This is a genomic window from Ensifer sp. 38_S197 (assembly GCF_056924495.1).
The window spans coordinates 365,804-387,154 of sequence record NZ_JBXOVZ010000001.1 but is presented as its reverse complement, the minus strand read 5'-3'; the positions used below and the strand labels follow the sequence as shown (position 1 = coordinate 387,154).

Below are 21,351 nucleotides of genomic sequence, written 5' to 3'. Positions count from 1 at the left end.
CTGCCCTTGGCGCGGGACCAAGAACGAAGACCCATGGCCTCGGTGTTTTAGGCCCACCCGGACCGGGTCGAGGTACGTCGCTTGCATAAGTAAAGGCTTCCGTCTATTGTAAGAGTTCAGCTCGTCCAGCCGAGTGCGCGTGAGGTTACGTTGGTATCCGATCGGCGCCGAAAAAAGAAACGCACTGGAAATGCAGGGAATACTCACCTGCAGTGCGGCAGCATACTAAAAATTTCCTTTCGAACTCAAGATATTCTCGCTCACAACTCAGCGTGAGCCGTTGGCCGCCGCGAAGGTCTGGCACTCTGAAGATCCTTTCCCGCAACGCAATACCGGCTCGCAAGTATCTTGCTTGATCGAGCCATGCGTCATCATCGCTCGAGCGATCATTGCTTCAAATCTCTCTCCTCCTGCTGATTGCGTCGATCTGGTTTCCGGGCGCCACGCGGATTGCCGGAACGGATGGATCGCTTTCCTTCCTGCTGGCGCTGTTTTGCGCCGTCGTCGGCGTGGCATCGTATGGCGAGCTGGGAAAGCGCATTCACCGCACCGAGGCGACCTTGGCGACGGCATTGCTCACCACCGCGGCCCTGATCATCGTTCTGTCCCTGTTGTCGATGCTCCACGCCGACAATCCGATGCGGGCCATGCGAGCAATCTTCGCGCAGATCTTCGGTTTCGCCACGATCCCGGCGGTTGCTGCCCTGTCCACCAGGCCGAATGGTCAGGTTTTGCTCGACCGGCTGGTGACGGCAATGGTCGTCATGAGTGTCGCAACGGCGTGCCTCGTCGTTGGCGGCCTCGGTGGAGGCAGGTTCGCCGACAGGGCGGAAGGCTACTTCAAGCATTCAAATCAGTTGGGCATCGCGCTTTCGGCCGGCCTGCCCCTTGTCGCTGCCCGCTTGGTCACGACCCGCAAACACCGATTGCTCCTTGCCGGTTGTATGGTCGCCGTACTTCTTGGCCTGGTGAAATCAGGCTCCAAAACCAATTTCGTCGTCGGTGTCATCGGGCTCGGCCTCTTCTTCGCCTTGTATGCAATCTATCTCGCGGTGAGACGACAGCGGCCCCTGACGGTCGTCGCCGGCGTGATAGCGGCACCAGTGGCGCTCCAGATGGCGCTGGTCATCCTGCAATCCCTCAATCCGCGGGCATATCGGCTGTTGATGACCCAGGTGTCCGGCGGCGAGGCTCACTCCATGGTGTCGCGCGAACGGCTTTGGACCATCTCGATCAACCTGGGTCTCGCGCATCCGTTCACGGGCGTCGGCGCGGGTCAACCGATCGGCGATATCGCTCCCCATAGCCACAACCTGTTCATCGAGTATTTCCGCACCCTCGGCGTGCCGGGCGTCGGACTGATCACAATCATGGTGCTGCTCGTCGTCATATTTCTCGTCAGTGCCGTGGTTCCCACTCTGATGGGGCAAGGCGAGAGCAGGCATGCGACCGTCTCCAATGTCATGCTGCTCGGATCGGCGGTCTGTGTCTGGAACTATCTGGTGGCAAACCAGATGAGCAATTCTTTCGGCCCGTCGACGGCGCCATTCTTCTGGATCCCGCTCGCGCTGCTGATCGCCTATCGCAGCATGCAGCGATCGCCGGTGCCAGCAGAGGTAGACCGGAGCCGGGTGACTTACGACCGGCCGATGCCGGCCGCGGCGCGGACATTGGAGATATGAGAGTGGCCGGCATGGATCTGGATCCGGCGGCTTCGAAGAGGCCGGGTGCGATGGCTGGTGGCGAACCGCGAAGCGTCGGCGGCGACGCGCTGCCGGCAGGCATTCGTTTCATTGAATTCTTCGGTCTTCCGGGCATCGGCAAGACCACGGCTTCCCGCCTGTTGGCTGAACGACTGCGAAGCGCTGGCGCCGTCGTCGACGAAAAAAGGACGACATGGGAAGACAAGGCGCTCGTCGCGCGACAATTCAATCGCCTGAACCTCGTCCTGCCAAGACTGCGCCACAGCGACTTTCGCTCGATAGCATCGCGCATTGCAAAGTTCGTTGCCGAAGACGGGCAGGAGGCGCCTGCCGACCTCCTGCGTTGGACCTGGTGTCTCTGGTCGGTCGCCGCCTATATGGCCGACGAGCGATCAAGGGGCGACAAGGTCACGGTCTTGGATCAGGGGCTGCTGCAGGGGTTCTGGTCCGTTCTGCTGAAGAGCCGTCACAGAGGTACCTCCGAGCACTGGCTGGATATCATGGCCGCAATCGGGCTCGACGACATCGTCTTCGTCGAATTGCGCGGCGGCATCGAACTTGCGCGAAATCGGATTCGAAGCAGGGACGATCGCGCTTCTCGCCTTCAGCGGCAAGCTCCGACGGGCGAGGGGGCGCTCTGGACCAAGGCGGAACGCGCCTATTGCACGATCGCTGCCGACCTCTGGAGACGACAGAACGCGGCGCATAGCATGCCCATGCTTGCCGTCGTGGACATGAGCGCTTCGGCCTCGCCCGAGGAGGTGGCGGACAAGACGCTGCAGGCCGTGCTTCTGACCTATGAGCGCAGACAAAGAACCATCGAACCGGGGAGCCGCTGAACGTGAAACTCGATCGACGGTCATTCATGCGCCTCGCCGGCGCCGGTCCCGCCCTCGCATTGTTAACCGGTTCGGGCGTCACGAATGACCGGCAGACTTCGGTCGATGAAGACGACTTGGATGGCGCACGCATCGTGCTAAGTGGCGAATACGGCTATGCACAGAAAACCATTCGCGACCTTCCGCCCGAAACCACCGTCGATGCCAGACGGGCCCTCTTCACTGTTGCCAACAGCCGGAACGCGGCTCCGAACGCGGTCCTCGGCTGCGACATCGGCATGCAGCCGGTCAATCCCTATCCGATCGTCCTTCGCAATTGCCCCGGCGTTCATTTCGTCGGCGGCCGCATCAACGGCGAAGTGCCGCTTCAGTCGGACTGGGCGCACACCTATTGCAACAGTGCCGGCTTGCTCATCAGAGATGGAACGACACGACCGACGATCGAAGGTGTGCGGGCGCGCCGCTGCTGGGATGGCATCCGCTTCACCGACCAGGCGAGCGGCTTTCATCTCAAAAGCTGCTGGCTGAGCGAGATTCGGGACGATGCCGTGGAAGACGATTACCTTCTCGGGGGCGTCATTGAGGATTGCCTGTTCGACGGCTGTTTTTCAGGCGTGAGTCTCGACCCGGCATCGAATGATCGCGACGGGCGCGAAGAAGTGGTGACGATCGATCGGTCGCTGATCCGGATGCAGGCCTTCCTGGCCAAAGGGGACATAACGCATCAATCCCCCGTCAAAGCGTCCGAGGTCTCTCCGAAACTGAAAATTACCAATTCGGTTTTCGCGTTTTCCTCCGCAAAGATGCGAGGATTTCGGCGATTGGAGCGAACCTGGCAAAGAGTGTTTGAAAGCCACGGCAATACGCTTCTGTGGCTCCCGGACGATCCGATTCCGCCGGAACTGCCGCTTCCGCCCGACGGCTTTGTTCTGCTGACCGGCATTGAGGCCCGTGCCTATTGGAACAAGGCCCGCCGACAGTGGATCAGTGCCCACCCGGACGTTGCCCGCTTTTCCGATGACGAGCTGTGACGCGATCGCAGCCGGCTGCTCGAGATGCGCCAGGTCAAACACGAGACGAGCGCGCGCATGACCTTCAACCCATTTGAACCCGACCGAAGGTAAAAGCCATGAAAGCCAGACACGTCGAGCTCCTTTGCACCCTGGGTCCCGCATCACTCAATGACAGGGTGATCCATTGGTTGGAAAGAACAGGCACGTCGCTGCTGCGCCTCAATCTTTCCCACACGAAGGTCGAGGATATCGAGCGGATCATCGGCTACATCAAGCAGCGCACGTCTGTGCCGCTTTGCCTGGATACGGAAGGGGCCCAGGTTCGTACCGGGCCATTTGCCGACGGCAAGGTGACGGTACGAGAAAATCGGTTCCTGACCGCGCATGCCCGACCGGTCACGGGAAACCAGTCCGCCATCAGCCTCTACCCGCCCTATATCGTCAACAAGCTCGAAGTCGGCGATTTCGTCAGCATCGACTTCAACGCTGTCCTGTCCCAGGTTGTCGAGAAGCGCGACGGCGAGGTCGTGCTTCGGGTTCTGAACGGTGGGGAGATCGGGCAGAACAAGGCGGTGACGGTTCAGCGAACGATCGAAATGCCGCCGCTCACCGCGAAGGATGTCGCCGCGATCGCCATCGGCCGGCGAATGGGAATCCGCCACTTCGCGCTTTCCTTCGCCCATCGCGCCTCCGACGTGGACGTGATCCGCTCGCATGCCGGCAGCGACGCGACCATCATTTCCAAGATAGAGTGCCTCAGCGGACTGCGTCATCTGGCGGCGATCGCTGAAAAATCTGAGGCGATCCTCATCGACCGCGGCGATCTCTCCCGCGAAGTTCCGATCGAGCAAATCCCCGCCATACAGAAGATGATCATCAGCCAGGCAAAGGCGCACGGCGCCAAAGCCTATGTCGCGACGAACCTGCTTGAATCGATGACCAGCGCACCGACGCCCACGCGCGCCGAGGTCAATGACATCTACAACACCCTGGCGGATGGCGCCGATGGCCTCGTTCTGGCGGCGGAAACCGCAATCGGTCAATATCCGGTCAATTGCGCGCGGATGGTAACAAAGGTCGCCCAGCAATTCTTGCGGAACACGAACAATGGCGGGCGCCCCATCCGCGTCCGCCCTTCGGCACTGATGCCTGGTGTCGAGCCGCATGGCGGGCGCCTTGTCTGTCAGGCACCGGGCCCGGTCGAAATCCCCGACATCAAGCATTTGCCGACGATCAGGGTCGCTGACGAGGAATTGACCGACGTCGAGCAGATTTGCCGCGGCACCTTCTCGCCGCTGCGCGGTTTCATGGATCGGGCCTGCCTGGAGAGCGTGCTGGAAGAAAAGCGTCTGCCCGGCGGGCCGATCTGGACGATGCCGATTCTGCTCGCCGTGCCGAAAGAAACGGCGATCCGCTACGCCAAGGGCGATCGGGTCCTCTTGACCACGCAAGACGGGTCGCCGCATTCCGTGCTCGATGTGTCCGAAACCTACGAATTCCCGCCGGAGCTTCTGGCGCGCAAATGGTTCGGCACCGAGTCCCGCGAACACCCAGGCGTTGTTCGCGTGCTGACGCGCGGCGGTCATTTCCTCGCTGGTCATGTCACACTGGTGCAGCCGCTGGCCTTGCCCTGGCGACGCTATGATCTGACCCCTTCGCAATTGCGGACGGTTTTTGCGCACAAGGGCTGGACCCGGGTGGTGGCATTCCATAGCCGCAATCTCGTCCATCGCGGTCACGAAATGATTCAGCTCGAGGCCCTGGAACGGACCTATGCCGACGGCCTGTTGGTCAACCCGATCGTCGGCCATACCAAGCGCGGAGATTTTCTGCCGCACGTGATCCTCGACGGCTATCAGGCGATGCTGGACTACGGCATCTATCCGCCGGGCAAGGTGGTGCTGGCAAGCTTCATCACCTATCCGCGATTTGCCGGTCCCCGCGAGGCAGTCTTTACCGCGCTTTGCCGCAAGAACATGGGCTGCAGCCATATCATTGTCGGGCGCGATCACTCAGGCGTCGGCGACTTCTACGGGGCAAATGCGGGTCGCGAACTCTTCGAGGAACTGGGAGATATCGGTATCGAACCGATTTTCTTCGATGCCGTCGGCTACGACACCCAGTCCGAGCGCTATGTCGACTTGAGCGCCTGCGGAACAGCCAAACCGATCAGCGGCACGGAAATCCGGCGCGCCTTGAAGGCTGGTGAAGCGTTGCCGAACTGGATGATGCGCTCCGAAGTGCAGGACGTCGTTCGGGCCGAATTGATGATGAAACGAGCGCTGTTCCAGGAATAGCTGCAGCACAGGGGAGGATAGACCGTGCAGGGAAGGACGCATCTACAGCCCGATACGCGGCATCCGCGCGCTTCGCTACAGGCTGGAACGGTACTGTGGCTGCTCGGACCGACGTCGGCGGGCAAGACGACGCTTGCGACACGGGTCGTCGCCGATTTGAGGATGGCCGGGATCCCCGCCATTCTCTTCGATGGTGACGAGGTCCGCGGCTTCTTCGGCGCAAAGCTTGGCTTCGGGGCAGAAAGCCGACTACATGTCGTTTCTATTCTCGCGCATCTGGCGAACAAGGCGGCTGAGGCCGGCCTCAATGTGGTCGTCGCGGCTCTGACGGCCGGTGAAGACGCGCGCGAATATGTTCGCAAGAATGTCAGAAACCTGACGACCGGCTACGTCGCCTGTTCGATCCAGGGCTGCGCCGAGAGGGATCCGAAGGGGCTCTACGGCAAGGCCATGCGCGGCGAGATCGATACCCTGATCGGCTACAACACCACCTACAGGCCACCGGAGAACCCTGATTTCGTCCTCGATACGGAACTCTATTCGCTTGATGAGCTCGCAGCCCGCGTCGTCGCCACCTACACCCGGATTGACGGTCGTGCGTGATATCCGCAGCCGCATGGTTCACCGGGCGCCGGCATTTGAGGCTGCGTCATGAGCGATTCCGAAACCGCGCGTTTCTTCCTGTCGCTGGTGCTGCTGCTTATCGGAGCGCTGGGCGGCGGTCACCTGTTTGAGCGCCTGAAGATGCCCCGGGTCATTGGCGAGATAGCCGGCGGTATCGTCCTTGGCCCATCGGTGCTTGGTACGATTTCGCCCGAAGCGCATGAATGGCTGTTCGCTGCCTTTCCGGCGCAGTCCGCGCTGCTGACGGCCTTCTATTGGTTCGGCCTCGTCCTCCTGATGTTCACGGCGGGCTTCAAGGTTCAGGCAGAGGGCGGTGGGGCTGCCGGCCGCATCGTGGTCGCCCTGGTGGTTGGCGCGCTGATGATCCCGTTCGTGCTCGGTTATGCGAGCGCCTCGCTGTTCGCAGACACCCAGCGTGGTGATCCCTTCGCCTTCAAGCTGGTTATGGGGATAGCTGCCGCCGTGACGTCGATCCCGGTCATCTCGCGGATATTTCTCGACCTCGGCCTGATGGGAACGCCCTTCGCGCGCAACGTCATCGGGGCAGCCACGATTCAGGATCTCATCCTCTGGACGATCCTCGCCGTCGCCACTGCGGTCCAGCATGGCGAGGCGGCGAGCGCGGCCGGCATCGGGCGCGTGGTCGCCATAACGCTCGGTTTCGTGCTCGCCTCCCTGTTTTTCGCACCGGCGGTGGTAAGGGCACTTCGCCGATGGATGATCGGCAAATTCAGTGAAGCGCCTTTTACCGGCTATACGATGCTGCTGTGCCTGATCTTCGTCGCCGGCGCGAGCCTTTTGAACGTGAACATCGTTTTCGCAGCGCTTGTTGCGGGCCTGGTCATGGCGCGGTTTCCGTCGCGACACCTCGCTCCCGTCAAGCAGCACATCGCCGACATCGCGATCTGGTTCTTCGTCCCGATCTACTTTGCGCTCGTAGGACAGCGGCTCAATCTCGCACATGAGTTCGATGCCGGGCTGACCGTTCTGTTCATCGGCATGAGCACGACCATCAAGCTCGTGAGTTGCACTCTTGCCGCAAGAGCCGCCGACTGCGACTGGGCGAGAGCACTGGATTACGGCATCTCCATGAACACGCGCGGCGGGCCGGGCATCGTGCTCGCCAGCGTAGCCTATGCGGCAGGCATCATCGACGGCCGCATGTTCACGGCCCTGGTGCTTGCCTCGATCCTGACCTCGTTTGCCACCGGGCTGTGGTTGCGTTGGCGGCTCGTGCGCAATCCGAAAGTCTTTGCCGGATTGGCCGGATCGCCGGCCGAGTGAAAGTTTGAAAGCCGCCTGCGCCGCGGGATGGGGAGGGATGAAGGGCTATGGGAGCTTATTTGGGAATGCGAGGCGACAGCGTGGCGCCCCGTTTCGTCACCCAGGCACGACTCGTCCGGATCAGGGGGCAGAATGTTCTGTTCAGTGCATCGCAACACGCGATCTTCACCCTGAATGACACTGCCGCCTATATCTGGCGCCTGCTGGAACAGGGAAAGCCGACGGAGGGTGTGGAGCGCGCCGGCGTCGATGCCAAGGATGCGCATGGGCAGGTCGAGGCGGCGATCGAGGATTGGCAGCGCCTGGGCTTGATCCGGCCCCGGATCTCGCCGCTCGATATTTCCGCGCAAGATCATGTGAGCCAGATGCTGAGTGTTGCCGGGCGCCATATGCGCATCCTCTATCCGATTGCCCACGCCTTACCGACGATGGCCATATTCAGGCATCTCGAGGTCGGGGACGCCACCCCCGACACCGTCTTCCAGCTGGCCGAGCATGGTGACCGGCTCCACTTGTTTCGCAATGGCGAATGGCTCCTGGCCTCGGCCCCAGACCAAATGGCGACAATTTTGAAGGGGGAAATGCTGAGCGATGTCCTCGGTGCCGGCCATTACGAACTGGCCCTTCACGCGGCAGCACTCCTCAAGAACGAGCGGCTTGTTCTCCTCTGCGGCGAGCCGGGGGCGGGCAAGACGACATTGACGATGGCGTTGGCCCATGCCGGATTCGGTTTCGCGTCGGACGACGTGACCCTCCTGAATGCTGACGGGTGCTGCGTCGGACTCCCGTTCGCACCCGCCGTCAAGTCGGGCGCATGGCCTTTGCTGGCGGAGCGCTTTCCCGACCTCGATGCGGCGCCGATTTTCCGACGTCCGGACAACCGGCGCGTGCGCTATCTCGTACCGAAGGCCGCTGCCTCCCTGACCGCGCAGTCGTGGCCGGTGGGCGCTGTCATTCTCCTACATCGTGATCGCGCTGCGAAACCGAATTTGGACAAGGTCGACCCGGTGGATGTCCTGCGCGGCCTGCTTGGCGGTGCGTTCGCGCCGGGTGGCGAGTTGGGCGATACCGGTTTCGACGTGTTGGCTGGCGTCATAGGATCCGTGAAGGCCTATCGCCTGACCTATTCCGAGCTCGATGAGGCGGTCAGGCTGATTGGGCGGGCATGCTCATGAAGCCCGCCGCAAACCCACTCGACGCGTTGATTGCTGGCCTTTGCGGTCGTGTTGTCGACCAGCCGGACTGGCCGGGGATAATTGCGCTGGCGAACCAGACCTTGTTGACGCCGGCTCTGTTTGCGTCACTCGAGCAGGCGGGCCGCATCGGGGACGTGCCCGGCGACGTGCGCGACTATCTTCAGTTCATTCGCGACTGCAATCGAGAACGCAATCAACGATTGCGGCTGCAGTTGGACGAGGCCGTTACCGCTCTGAATGCTATTGGCGTCGCTCCGGTTCTGCTGAAGGGGGCGGTTCCGCTGTTTCTCTCGCAAGCCGTTCCGGATCGGATAACCAGCGACATCGACCTGGCTGTTGCGGCGCGCGACGAGCCATTGGCGCAAGCCTGCCTGGAAGAGCTTGGCTATGTCGGCGTGCCCGATGGTCGCGGCATGGCGCGCGACCGGGACGTGGGCATGCTTGAGTTGCGGGCCTATCGTGCGGATGGCCTTGGGCGCCCGAAGCTCGTCCAGCAGGGGGGGCTCTCCGTGAAAATCCCTCCTGCGCAGTCTCGTGCCCTGCACTGGATCGTGCATGACCTTCTCAAGGAAGGGGACTACTGGCGGGGAAGGATCGACCTCAGGCATATGTATGACCTGGCACAACTGGCCGAAAGCGAAGCTATCGACTGGTCCGCACTTCGAGCATTGCTTGCGGGCAGAAGCGCGCGCAATGCTGTCGAAACGCAGCTGCTGACCTTGCATCGCTTTTTCGGGACGAGCATTCCGCCCGGGTGCGGGGAGCGGTTGACGATCCGATTCCAGCATTGGAGGCGCGTCTTTGCCTCATGTCACCCGATCCTGGGTGCGCCCCTGCGCCTGGCTGGCAATATTTTTTGGGGCGCAAGGCGGTTTTCACGCGTCCACGACCTCGCTCGACGGAATCCGGCCCATCTCGCCCGCCGCATCACGGCTGTCCTCTTGAATAAAGATCTTCGCTCGAAGATTTAAAGTATTTATGTGTGCATATCGCCAATTGAACTCTAAGATGTAAAGTGATAGTGTACCCGGATAATTTAAGTCCGCGCAAAAAGGGAAGTGTTATGTCGATAGATACCCAAAAAGGCGTAGACAATTCGCCAGAAAGACTTAATACGGAAGCGGAAGCGCGCCGGAATTTTCTCATGAAGGCCGGGAAATTTGCTGCTGTAACTCCTCCCGCCATAACCTTGTTGCTTGGCACTAGCCTGAGTTCGCGCGCCATTGCCAAATCCAGCGGATCGCACCCCAAATTCCCGAAGCCAGGATATGGATGGGGAGACAAGAACCACGATCACTACGGTCCGCCTGGACAATTGAAAAAGCTTGTCAACCTGAACCTTGATTTTTGGAGCCATAAGAAATGATCCCCAATGAGGGAAGGCGCCCGCGTTAAGTCGCAGGCCGTTCGTCTCAGCAAAGCCGGCAGGAATGCCGGCTTTTTGCGTTCCAGGGCACGAGTGCGTGTTGGCTTTGATCGCAGCCGGTTAAATGACAGAACATGAAGCAAATCAAAGTGCTAAAGCGACCTTTGCACCTCTGAGATATAGCGATGCCGTATAACGACAAAGCCGGAGCCCCGTACTTTCAGGGCTCCGGCTTTGTCGTTTCGCCGATTGTAGGAGTTGGCCTAGCTGGGCCGAAGGTGGCAGACCGCATGTCTCCATAAATCGACTTCGATTTAAGGACGAAGAAATGCAGTAAATCAAAGTGTTAAAGCGACCTTTGCGCGTCATATATGACGCGCGGCGCGGTAGGTCACTTCATTTAGACAAGCAGGCCAGCCCGTACGAAGTTGTCGTCGTGGAGTTGCTCGGCATGCACGCCGAGCAAGGTCAGGTGGTCGGTGCCGCTGAAATTGGCCACGACGTTTGCGCCCTGGTTCGACGCCACCAGCCGAAATTCACTGGCGCTGTCGATGCCGAATGCACGCAGGTCGAGGACGTCGCCGGTGGCAGCGCCCGCCCTGAAGTTCAGGATTGCATCGTTGCCATCACCAACCTGGAACACGAAGAGATTGCTGTTCTTGCCGCCGACCAGCGTATCGTTGCCGCGTCCGCCCGACAGCGTCGCATTGCTTCCGAGCCCCCAGAGGTAGTCGGCGCCCGTCGTGCCGTTCAGCACATAGCCGCCATTGGCAACCGTCGCAGCACGTCCGGTCGGCGTCGCGATGAAATAGGAGTCGGTGAGGGAGCTCGTCGCAGTGGTCCCGTTGAAACTGGTAACGTTGTAGAATTCGATCAGCATGCCCTGATCGGTGATGGTCACCAGGCTGGCTCCGACATTCGGGACATCGCGGCCCGCACCGCCGAGGCCGGTGGTGGTATAGGGAAGCTGCAGGCCGTCGCCGTTGTCGTCGCGGTTTTCGCGGTAGTAGTTGTGCTCGTGACCGGCAAAGACCGCATTTACGCCCCACGGCTCGAAGGGCCAACGCATGGTACTGGTGCTGCCGCTTGGGTTGAAGGCCGTGTGATGGAAATAGGCGATGTTGAAGCTCGCGTTCGACGCGTCGAGCGTTGAGTGCATCCATTGGCCCTGGACCGACGTCGCACTGCGGCCGTCAGTTTCCTGCTTGTTGCTGTTGAGCGCGAAGAAATGCACCGGCCCGATCTGAAAATCGTAATACCGTTCGTTGTCGGGCAGTGTGAAGTAGTTCAAATAGTTGGTGACATTGTTCTCGTTGTACTCGTGGTTGCCGAGCACGGGGAAGAAACGATTGATGGCGCTGCCGGCGCCATAGGCGCCTTTGTAGTTGCCGATATAGTCATGATATTGCTGACCGATTGCCGCATCCATTGTCTGGGGCGCGTAAACATTGTCGCCGACCGTGAGGACGAAATCGACATTCCAGCTGTGGACGAGCGCCGACACGGCCTTTTCCCCATTGAGGTTGGTACCGCCGAAATCGCCGAAGACCGCGAAGCGGTAAAGGGTCTGCGGTCCCGCTTGGGCCGCAACGTTGACCGTGTAGTCGTGGGTGGCGGTGCTGCCATCGGACGATGTTGCGGTCACGTGAAGGGCGATTGACGGTTCGCTCTGGGCATTGAGCGTGCCGGTGGCGGAACGGGTGATGACCCCGTTGGCATCGATCGCGAAGCGATTGTCGTTGAGACTGTAGGTGATAGTCGAGCCGGCATCGGGGTCTTTCGCCGAGGCGGTGATGCCGACCCGGGTTCCTGCCGCTGCGCTCTGGACGATCCGGTTGTTGGCCGTATCGGTGTCGGCCGGATCGTTGAAGGCAATCGGTTCGGGACTGTCGAGAATACCGAGGGTGAAGGTATGGCTGGCGGTGCTTCGGTCGGAGGAAGTTGCCGTTACGGTCAGCGAGATCGAACTCTGGGTTTCGAAGTCCAGTGTGCCGACGCCCGAGCGGGTGATGACGCCGTTCGAACCAATGGAGAAGCGCGCGTCGTCGATGCTGTAGGTAACGGTGGCACCGGCGTCCGGATCGCCTGCCGAGGCGGTGATGCCGATGGCCGTGCCGGCCGCAGCCAACTCCGCGATCTGATTGGCTGCGAGGTCGGTATCGGGGGGCGTGTTGAAGACGACAGGGGCGCTTGCCGGTGGCACGTAATATTCGATATGCAGCAGCGGAGCTGCCGCGGCGTTGCTGTCAAAGGCCCTTGCCGTGCGCGTGCCGGTGCCGGTCACAAGGAGCACCATGTCATTGAGCGCCGCCCAGCCGCCGCGATCGACGATCTCCTGGACGATCGCCTTGAGGTCCGGCGTCCGCTGCGCCAGGTCTGCCGCTCCGCGCGTCGTCCAGTCCGCTGGCGTCCAGGCGACCGATGCGTCCGTTGTCGCGCGCGAAGAAACATTGAACTGAGCGGTCGTGAAGGCGGCGGCATCGTCCACATCCTGGCCGCGGATCATCAGCGATACTGCTCCCGTGCTCACTTGGTCCACGGTAAACTGGATATAGGCATTGGTGATGATCGCGCCCTTGGGAATGTCGATTCCGGTGAAGCGCATTCCGACGGTCTGGACCTTGGCGCCGTCGACGGTCAGTTCCAAATCGCTGCTGGTGGCAGAGACCGAGCCCGAGGCCGCTTCTTCGACATCATCGAGGCTGGCGAGAACTCTCTTCTCGAAGATCATGGTGTTGGTGGCAGGCGGACTGTTGATGATGGTGTAATCGTGGGCGGCGGTGCTGCCATCGGACGACGTCGCCGTGACATGCAGCGTAATCGTCGGCTCGGTTTGCGCATTGAGCGTCCCGATCGCGGAGCGTGTGATGACGCCATTGCCGTCGATGGCGAAACGAGGATCGCTAAGGCCATAGGTCACGGTTGAGCCGGCATCGGGATCGCTGGCTGAAGCGGTGATTCCGACTCTGGTGCCGGCGGCAGCATTTTGGGCGATCCGGTCGGCGGTCGGGTCGCTATCTGCCGGGCTGCCGAAGGCAACCGGTTCCTGGCTGTTGAGAATGCTGACCGTGAAGGTTTGGTTTGCCTTGCTGAAATCCGAGGAGGTGGCCGTCACCGTCAGCCTGATCGAGGTCTCGGTCTCAAAGTCCAGTGTGCCCGCCCCCGAGCGGGTGATGACGCCGTTTGCGTCGATGGCAAAGCGCGGGTCGTCGATGCTGTAGGTGACGGTGTCGCCCGGGGTGGGGTCGGTGGCCGACGCCGTAATGCCGATGGCGGTGCCGGCGGCCGCAAGCTCGGCGATCTGGTTGGCGATGGGATCGGTGTCTGCCGGCGTATTGAAGACGACCGGATCGCCGGATGTCGGTACGGTATATTCAACGTGCAGGAGGGGGGCGGCCGTCGGGCTGCCGTCATAGGCTCTCGCCGTGCGCGTGCCGCTACCGGTGATCAAGAACACCATGTCGTTGAGTGCGGCCCAACCGTTGCGGCCGACGATCTCCTGGATGATTGCGCTGAGATCGGGCGTGCGCTGCCCCGCGCCGGCCTCACCGCGCGTGGCCCAGTCAGGAGGCGTCCAGGCAACGGATGCGTCGGTCGTCGGGCGCGAGGTGACGTTGAACGAGGTGGCGGTGAAGGCCGCGGCGTCGTCCACATCCTGACCGCGAATGAGCAGCGAAATCGTCCCCGCGCTCACCTCGTCGACGGTGAACTGGATATAGGCATTGGTGATGATGGCGCCCTTCGGAATGTCGATGCCGGTAAAGCGAATCCCAACGGTCTGGCCAACGCCATCATCGACGGTCAACTCGAGGTCGCTGCTGGTCAAGGACGTCGAGCCGCTTGACCGTTCCTCTGCGTCGTCTGCGCTCGAGGCCACCCTTGTCTCGAAGACTGGATTGGCCGCAAGTGCGGCGATTGTGGCGCTGTTTGGCGCGGTTGCGCCGGTTTCGGCCGGCGCCTCCAGGGTGGCCGCGTCGGACAGGCGGCTCCCGCTTCCTAGCGTATTGTTGTCGAGCTCCTGGGTGCCAGAGGACAGCGCGGTGCTAATCGTGCCGGTGACGGATCCTTCCTCCGGGTTGATCACAGCGACGGGCGAGTGGTCGCTGTGATCGAGAGAGGCAGAAGCCCCCCAACTCCCAGCCAGGTCAATTGCCGATCGCGGTTGCGCTGCTTTCGGATGAACGGAGCCGATTGAAACAGCGGCGAGGTCGTCAAAGGTGTCATTGCCGTTGACGTCGAAACCCAGTGCGAACTCGATCGCGAGCAGTTTGGGGTCGTCCAGGCCGGACGGGATGCGGGACAGCTTGGTCATGTCCAATCTCCTTTGCACGGCTTGCGCACAGCCGGAACCCACCGGTGCAGGCCGGTGCTTCTATGTCCGTCGGGGAAGGGGATTTTCGGGAGCCGGTCGGTAACGGGATACAAGCGACGAAATGCCCCCGCTGGACGGGGCTGATTTCGTCGGCCGAAGACGGCAGACCCATCAGGTCACTCAGACAAGAAGTCCTGTCCGGACGAAATTGTCGTCATGGAGCTGTTCTGCGTGAAGGCCCAGGAGCGTCAGATGGTCCGTGGCGCTCAAGTTGGCCACCACGTTCGCGCCCTGGTTCGATGCCACCTGCAGGAATTTGCTGGCGCTATCGATACCGTAGTCACGCAGGTCGAGGACGTCACCGGTGGCAGCGCCGGCCCGGAAATTCAGGATCGTGTCGTTCCCGTCGCCGGTGTGGAACACGAATTGATTGCTGTTCTTGCCGCCGACGAGCGTATCATTGCCGCGTCCGCCCGTCAGCGTCGCATTGCTTCCAAGCCCCCAGAGATAGTCCGCCCCCGTCGTGCCGTTCAGCACATAGGCACCGTTGACGATCGTCGGGGCGCGGCCCACCGGTGTCGGGACAAAATAGGAGTCCGTGAGGACGCTCGTGGCGGTGGTCCCGTTGAAGCTGCTGACCTTGTAGAACTCGATCAGCATGCCCTGATCGGTGATGGTCACCAGATTCGTGCCGACGTTGGGGACGCTGCGGCCGGCGCCACCGAGGCCCGTTGTCGTATAGGGCAGTTGGACACCGTCGCCATTGTCGTCGCGATTTTCGCGATAATAGTTGTGCTGATGTCCGGCAAATACCGCGTCCACGCCCCAGGGCTCGAAGGGCCATCGCATGGTGGTGGTGCTGCCGCTCGGGTTATAGGGCGTGTGGTGGAAGTAGGCGACGTTGAAGCTCGCATTTGACGCATCCAGAGTGGCGTGCATCCATTGGCCCTGGATTGACGTCGAACTGCGGCCATCGGGCTCCTGCTTGTTGCTGTTGAGCCCGAAGAAATGCACCGGCCCGACCTGAAAGTCGTAATACCGCTCGTTGTCGGGTAGCGTGAAGTAATTCAGGTAGTTGGTGACATTGTTCTCGTTGTATTCGTGATTGCCGAGCGTCGGGAAGAAGCGGTTGATGGCACTGCCGGCGCCATAGGCGCCTTGATAGTTGCCGATATAGTCGTGGTATTGCTGGCCGACAGCATTGTCCAACGTCTGTGGTGCGTAGACGTTGTCGCCTATGGTGAGAATGAAGTCGACGTTCCAGCTATGGATAAGCGCCGACACCGCCTTTTCGCCGGAAAGGTCGGTGTCGCCGTAATCGCCGAAGACCGCGAAGCGGTACAAGGTCTGTGGCCCCGCTTGGGCCGTGACATTGACGGTGTAATCATGTGTGGCAGTGCTTCCGTCGGACGATCTTGCCGTCACGTGCAAGGCGATCGACGGTTCGGATTGGGCATTGAGTGTCCCGGTGCTCGAACGGGTGATGACGCCATTGGCATCGATGGCGAAGCGTGGATCGTTGAGGCTGTAGGTGACGGTCGAACCGGCATCGGGATCTTTGGCCGAGGCGGTGATGCCGACCCTGGTGCCGGCGGCAGCGCTCTGGGCAATCCGATCGGTGGCGCTGTCGCTGTCGGCCGGGGTATTGAAGGCAACCGGCTCCGGACTGTTGAGAATGCCGAGCGTGAAGGTCTGAGTCGCGGTGCTTCGGTCGGACGAGGTCGCCGTCACCGTCAGGGTGATCGAGCTCTGGGTCTCGAAGTCGAGCGTACCTGTCGATGAACGGGTGATGACGCCGTCGGCGGCGATGGCGAAGCGCGCGTCGTCGATGCTGTAGCTGACCGTATCGCTGGCGTCAGGATCGCTGGCCGAGGCGGTGATACCGATCGCCGTGCCGGCGGCAGCAAGTTCAGCGATCTGGTTGGTGGCGGGATTGGCATCGGCCGGAGAGTTGAAGTGGACCGGATCGCTCGCCGGCGGCACATAATACTCAATGTGCAGGAGCGGGGCGGCCGCTGCGTTGCCGTCGAAGGATTTTGCCGTTCGTGTACCGGTGCCGGTGATCAGGAGCACCATATCGTTGAGCGCCGCCCAGCCGGTGCGGTCGACGATCTCCTGGATGATCGCTTTAAGGTCCGGCGTGCGTTCGGCAAGGCCGGCCTCGCCGCGTATCGTCCAGTCCGGCGGTGCCCAGCTCACCGATGCATCTGTCCTGGTGCGCGAGGATGCGTTGAAGGCCGTGCTGGTGAAGGCAGCGGCGTCGTCCACGTCCTCGCCGCGGATCAGCAGCGAAACAGTCCCGGTGGTCACCTCGTCGACCGTGAACTGGATATAAGCGTTGGTGATGACGGCACCATGGGGGATGTCGATGCCATTGAAGCGCATACCGACCGTTTGGTTCAAAGTGCCATCGATCGTCAGCTCGAGATCGCTGCTGGTGATGTACATCGAGCCTGTGGGGCGTTCCTCGACATCATCGAGGCTCGACGCGATCCTTGTTTCGAAGATCGGATCGTTGGCTGCAAGCAGGCTGGCGGTGGTGCTGGACCCTGTCGCAAGCCGGCCATCCGCCTCAGTTGTCCCGGTCGGTTGCCCCTCGGGCCCAACGGTTTGGACGGCGCCGTCACGCGAGGAGCCGCGAGCGCTATCCGGAGGCGTATCGAACAAGTTGCTGTCGGCGTGGACGCCAAATCTGGCTGCGGCCTCTGCGAAACCAGGGGAATTGAATGCATGCTCCGCCGCCTTGGCGATGGTGATCGCGGGCGTGAAAGTCGAGCCGTCGTTCTCACCCGGCGCGGCATCGGATGCCCGGTTGTCGCCACCCTTGCCGGCCTCGACAGCGGAGCGGCGGCTGTGATCGGCAGAGCCGGCCCAGTCGCCGCTCAGCTCAACTGTCGCCGCTCCCGGCGGTAGCTCGTACAGATTGACGGACCCCGCCAAGTTCGGGTTGGCCACTCCGGCCGGCCCGATGAAACCGTCATCGAGCGAATAGCCGCCCTTGATGTCAAAACTCAAAGCGAACGTGTCGTCTATGTTAAACGGAACGCGGGACAGCTTAGACATATCCAAATCTCCCTTCCGCAGCTTCCAGGTTGAATCCTCGCGCTGTGCCGCACACGCCACAGCCGGCACGATTGCGCGTTGCGCTTAAACGCCTCGCGCAACGCGCCATAACTATTTGATTTCACGCGTTATGTTTGTGCGGAATGCTCTAACGCGCCGCGCGAGTGCCGGGTCGCGCTCGCCCCCGCAGCATTGGCTGCAGGAGCCGGTCATCTCCCGGGTCGCCCGAAGGAAAGCTGCGATTACCCCTGGTTTATCGATCCAGTTGATCGATCGGCCCTGCTGGTCGGGCAATGGGCCCCCGAGTCTCCTCAGGAGAGCAGCCAATGGTCGAGCCGGAACTCATACATTTTGCCGTCGTTCTCGCTCGGGTTCACGTCGTTGTCGACGCCGCGATCGACGATGTAGAGGCTCATTTGGTTCGGATCGTCGCTGCTCGGCGCAAGCGCCAGTCCCGCCACCTTACGAGCATGGGCCGCGGAGATATCCAGGGTTCCCAGGAATTCGCCTGTCGGTGTGGTCATCGTCACCTCGGTACGCGACTTGACGATGTAGAGCAGATCATGAACGGGGTCGTATTCGACACAGGGATCCCCGTTTGACACCGTACCCATTGCGAAACTCGTCACCACATCATCACCACCCACGGATGGCACGCCGTCGAACTTGCCATTCGCACCCGGATTGATCGTATAGATGGTGTTAGTGACGCCATTCGCGAGGTACAGAACTCCGCGGTTCGTGTCATAGGACAACCCTTCCGGATCTGTGCTGCCGAACGCCGAGGTCTTGAATGAGGTCACGATGTCGTCGGACGTGTTGTAAAGTCCGTCCGTTCCGGGATTGAGTTCGTAGACGCTCTTCGTGCCGGTGTCGTCGGTAAAATAGAGATGGTGGTTTGTGGGGTTATAGGCGACCCCACTCGGTTCATCGGAAAAACTGATGGTTGTAAGTGACCTTACGAGCGTGCCGTTCAGGCTTGTCTCAAAGAGATTCTTGCCCTGGAAGATCGACATCTCGTCGACCTCACCGTCGGAAACGAACAGCGTGCCGAGATGCGAAATATAGGTTATCCCCGAGGGATCGGGGCTCGCGGGCGACCACTGCGAGGTGAGGACGGTATGGACCAAGGTCGCTGATATCGGCGGGCCGCTGGTGACGTTTAAATTGAAGGTTTCGGAAGCAGTGCCGCCGTCGGACGACGTCGCCGTGACGGTAAGCGTGATCGACGGTTGGGACTGGGCATTAAGTGTCCCGGTGCCCGAACGGGTGATGACGCCATTGGCGTCGATTGCGAAGCGTGAATCATTGAGGCTGTAGCTGACCGTATCACCGGCATCGGGGTCGCTGGCCGAAGCCGTGATGCCGACCTTGGTGCCGGCGACAGCATTCTGGGCAATCTGGTTGGTGGCCACGTCGGCATCGGCCGGCGTGTTGAAGGCAACCGGCTCCTGGCTGTTGAGAACACCGAGGGTGAAGGTCTGGGTCGCGGTGCTTTGGTCGGACGATGTCGCCGTCACCGTCAACGTGATCGAGGCCTGGGTCTCGAAGTCGAGCGTGCCGGTGCTCGAGCGGGTGATGACGCCATTGGCGTCGATGGCGAAACGTGAATCATCGAGGCTATAGCTGACCGTGTCGCCGGCATCGGGATCGCTGGCCGAGGCGGTGATGCCGACCACGGTGCCGGCGGCAGCAAGTTCGGCGATCTGGTTGGTGGCCGTGTCGGTGTCGGCCGGCGCCCTGAAGGCGACCGGCTCCTGGCTGTTGAGAACGCCGATGGTGAAGGTCTGGGTCGCGGTGCTTTGGTCGGACGATGTTGCCGTTACCGTCAGCGTGATCGAGGCCTGGGTCTCGAAGTCGAGCGTGCCGGTGCCCGAGCGGGTGATGACGCCATTGGCGTCGATGGCGAAACGTGAATCATTGAGGCTGTAGCTGATCGTGTCGCCGGCATCGGGATCACTGGCCGAAGCGGTGATGCCGACGACGGTGCCGGCGGCAGCAAGTTCGGCGATCTGGTTGGTGGCCGTGTCGGCGTCGGCCGGCGTGTTGAAGGCGACCGGCTCCTGGCTGTTGAGAACGCCGATGGTGAAGGTCTGGGTGGCCGTGCTTTGGTCGGAGGAGGTTGCCGTTACCGTCAACGTGATCGAGGCCTGGGTCTCGAAGTCGAGTGTGCCGGTGCCCGAGCGGGTGATGATCCCGTTGGCGTCGATGGCGAAGCGTGAATCATTGAGACTGTAGCTGACCGTGTCGCCGGCGTCGGGATCGCTGGCCGCGGCCGTGATGCCGACCACGGTGCCGGCGGCTGCGCGTTCGGCGATCTGGTTGGTGGCCGTGTCGGTGTCGGCCGGCATGTTGAAGGCAACCGGCTCCTGGCTGTTGAGAACGCCGATGGTGAAGGTCTGGGTGGCCGTGCTTTGGTCGGAGGAGGTTGCCGTTACCGTCAGCGTGATCGAGGCCTGGGTCTCGAAGTCGAGTGTGCCGGTGCCCGAGCGGGTGATGACGCCATTGGCGTCGATGGCGAAACGTGAATCATTGAGGCTGTAGCCGACCGTGTCGCCGGCATCCGGATCACTGGCCGAGGCCGTGATGCCGACGACGGTGCCAGCGGCTGCTAGTTCGGCGATCTGGTTGGTGGCTGGATCCCCATCTGCCGGCGTGTTGAATGTGACGGGACTGCCTGCCGCCGGAACGGTGTACTCGATGTGCAGGAGCGCGGCGCCAGCGGCACTGCCTTCATAAGACTTCGCCACGCGCGTGCCGGTGCCAATGAGCGTGAATGCCATGTCGTTGAGCGCCGCCCAGCCGCCGCGGTCGATGATCTCCTGGACGATCGCTTTGAGATCCGGCGTTCGCTCGGCAATGCCGGCTTCACCGCGCACCGTCCAGCTTGCCGGAGTCCAGGCAACGGATGCGTCCGTGGTCGGGCGCGAGGAGACGTCGAACTTGATGACGGTAAAGGCGGCCGAATCGTCTGCATCCTCGCCACGGATCAGGAACGACGCCGCGCCGGTGCCGACCTCGTCGGAGGTGAACTGGATATAGGCGTTGGTAATGACCGCACCCCGGGGAACGTCGATCCCGGTGAAGCGAAGTCCGACGGTCTGGCGAGTGGTTCCATCGTAGCCCATGTCCAGATCGTTGATGTTGGAAGATATCGTGCCGGAGCTCTTTTCCTCGATGTCATCAGCGGCCGTGGCGATCCTTGTCTCGAAAATCGGATCGGCGGCAAGCGCGCTGAGGGCGGTACTGCTCAACATCGTCGCGCCGGAGCCAGCCTTGCTTAATGTCGGCTCCAAGGCTGTTACTTCGGAGGTGCGTAGCGTGCTCTCGTGCGTATCGCTTCCAAGCAACCTCCCATCGGTGTCGGAAGACACCGAGGTATTGGTCGTATCCACGAGCAAGCCTTGGTTCTCTTTACCTGACTCGACGGAGGAGTGATGCCCATGGGCGACCGTGGGCTCCTCCCAGCTCGCGCTCAGGTCAGCCACCGATCGCTGTGCCAGCCCTTGAGGATGAGCAGTCCAGATCGAACCTCCGGTATCATCCTCGAACACGTAACCGCCATGGGCGCCAAAACTCGACCCAAGCTCAATCGCGAGGAGTTTTGGGTCGTCTAGGCCAGATGGAACGCGGGACAACTTAGACATGTCCAAT

12 protein-coding genes are annotated in these 21,351 nt (G+C 61.5%); 9 read left to right on the top strand and 3 right to left on the bottom strand.

Features of this window, described 5'->3' with window-relative positions; genetic code table 11:
* The first annotated feature begins 389 nt into the window (after positions 1 to 389).
* From AC1Z3V_RS01610 to AC1Z3V_RS01570, 9 genes are all read left to right on the top strand, one after another.
* Positions 390 to 1,682 (top strand): O-antigen ligase family protein, encoded by a 1,293-nt coding sequence (locus AC1Z3V_RS01610; protein ID WP_483496836.1) that lies wholly within the window; start codon positions 390 to 392, stop codon positions 1,680 to 1,682.
* 11 nt (positions 1,683 to 1,693) lie between these two features.
* Positions 1,694 to 2,542 (top strand): hypothetical protein, encoded by an 849-nt coding sequence (locus tag AC1Z3V_RS01605; RefSeq protein WP_483496835.1) that lies wholly within the window; start codon positions 1,694 to 1,696, stop codon positions 2,540 to 2,542.
* Positions 2,543 to 2,568: 26 nt separating this feature from the next.
* Positions 2,569 to 3,573, top strand: coding sequence for a hypothetical protein (locus AC1Z3V_RS01600; protein WP_483496834.1), 1,005 nt, complete (start codon positions 2,569 to 2,571; stop codon positions 3,571 to 3,573).
* 98 nt (positions 3,574 to 3,671) lie between these two features.
* Positions 3,672 to 5,852: a pyruvate kinase gene (locus tag AC1Z3V_RS01595; protein ID WP_483496833.1), complete on the top strand. Its 2,181-nt coding sequence runs from the start codon at positions 3,672 to 3,674 to the stop codon at positions 5,850 to 5,852.
* 24 nt (positions 5,853 to 5,876) lie between these two features.
* Positions 5,877 to 6,455: an adenylyl-sulfate kinase gene (locus AC1Z3V_RS01590; protein ID WP_483496832.1), complete on the top strand. Its 579-nt coding sequence runs from the start codon at positions 5,877 to 5,879 to the stop codon at positions 6,453 to 6,455.
* 48 nt (positions 6,456 to 6,503) lie between these two features.
* The gene (locus AC1Z3V_RS01585; protein ID WP_483496831.1) at positions 6,504 to 7,760 is read left to right on the top strand and encodes a cation:proton antiporter; all 1,257 of its coding nucleotides are present in this window, start codon (positions 6,504 to 6,506) and stop codon (positions 7,758 to 7,760) included.
* 47 nt (positions 7,761 to 7,807) lie between these two features.
* Positions 7,808 to 8,935 carry a PqqD family protein gene (locus AC1Z3V_RS01580; protein WP_483496830.1) on the top strand — a complete coding sequence of 376 codons (1,128 nt, stop codon included), beginning with the start codon at positions 7,808 to 7,810 and terminating at the stop codon, positions 8,933 to 8,935.
* Complete coding sequence (locus AC1Z3V_RS01575) at positions 8,932 to 9,927, top strand: nucleotidyltransferase family protein (RefSeq protein WP_483496828.1); 996 nt, start codon at positions 8,932 to 8,934, stop codon at positions 9,925 to 9,927. The genes AC1Z3V_RS01580 and AC1Z3V_RS01575 overlap by 4 nt, the downstream gene beginning before the upstream one ends.
* A 92-nt stretch (positions 9,928 to 10,019) precedes the next feature.
* Positions 10,020 to 10,322, top strand: coding sequence for a hypothetical protein (locus AC1Z3V_RS01570; protein WP_483496827.1), 303 nt, complete (start codon positions 10,020 to 10,022; stop codon positions 10,320 to 10,322).
* Positions 10,323 to 10,722: 400 nt separating this feature from the next.
* On the opposite strand, the gene AC1Z3V_RS01565 is transcribed toward AC1Z3V_RS01570, so the two are convergent.
* The 3 genes from AC1Z3V_RS01565 to AC1Z3V_RS01555 all read right to left on the bottom strand — a co-directional run bounded on the left by AC1Z3V_RS01565 (position 10,723) and on the right by AC1Z3V_RS01555 (position 21,344).
* Positions 10,723 to 14,634, bottom strand: a complete 3,912-nt coding sequence (locus AC1Z3V_RS01565; RefSeq protein WP_483496826.1) for a metallophosphoesterase — start codon at positions 14,632 to 14,634, stop codon at positions 10,723 to 10,725.
* A 180-nt stretch (positions 14,635 to 14,814) separates the two neighbouring features.
* Entirely contained in the window at positions 14,815 to 17,697 is a 2,883-nt protein-coding gene (locus tag AC1Z3V_RS01560) for a metallophosphoesterase (protein WP_483496824.1), read from the bottom strand.
* Positions 17,698 to 18,008: 311 nt separating this feature from the next.
* Positions 18,009 to 21,344: a hypothetical protein gene (locus AC1Z3V_RS01555; protein ID WP_483496823.1), complete on the bottom strand. Its 3,336-nt coding sequence runs from the start codon at positions 21,342 to 21,344 to the stop codon at positions 18,009 to 18,011.
* Positions 21,345 to 21,351 lie beyond the last annotated feature (7 nt).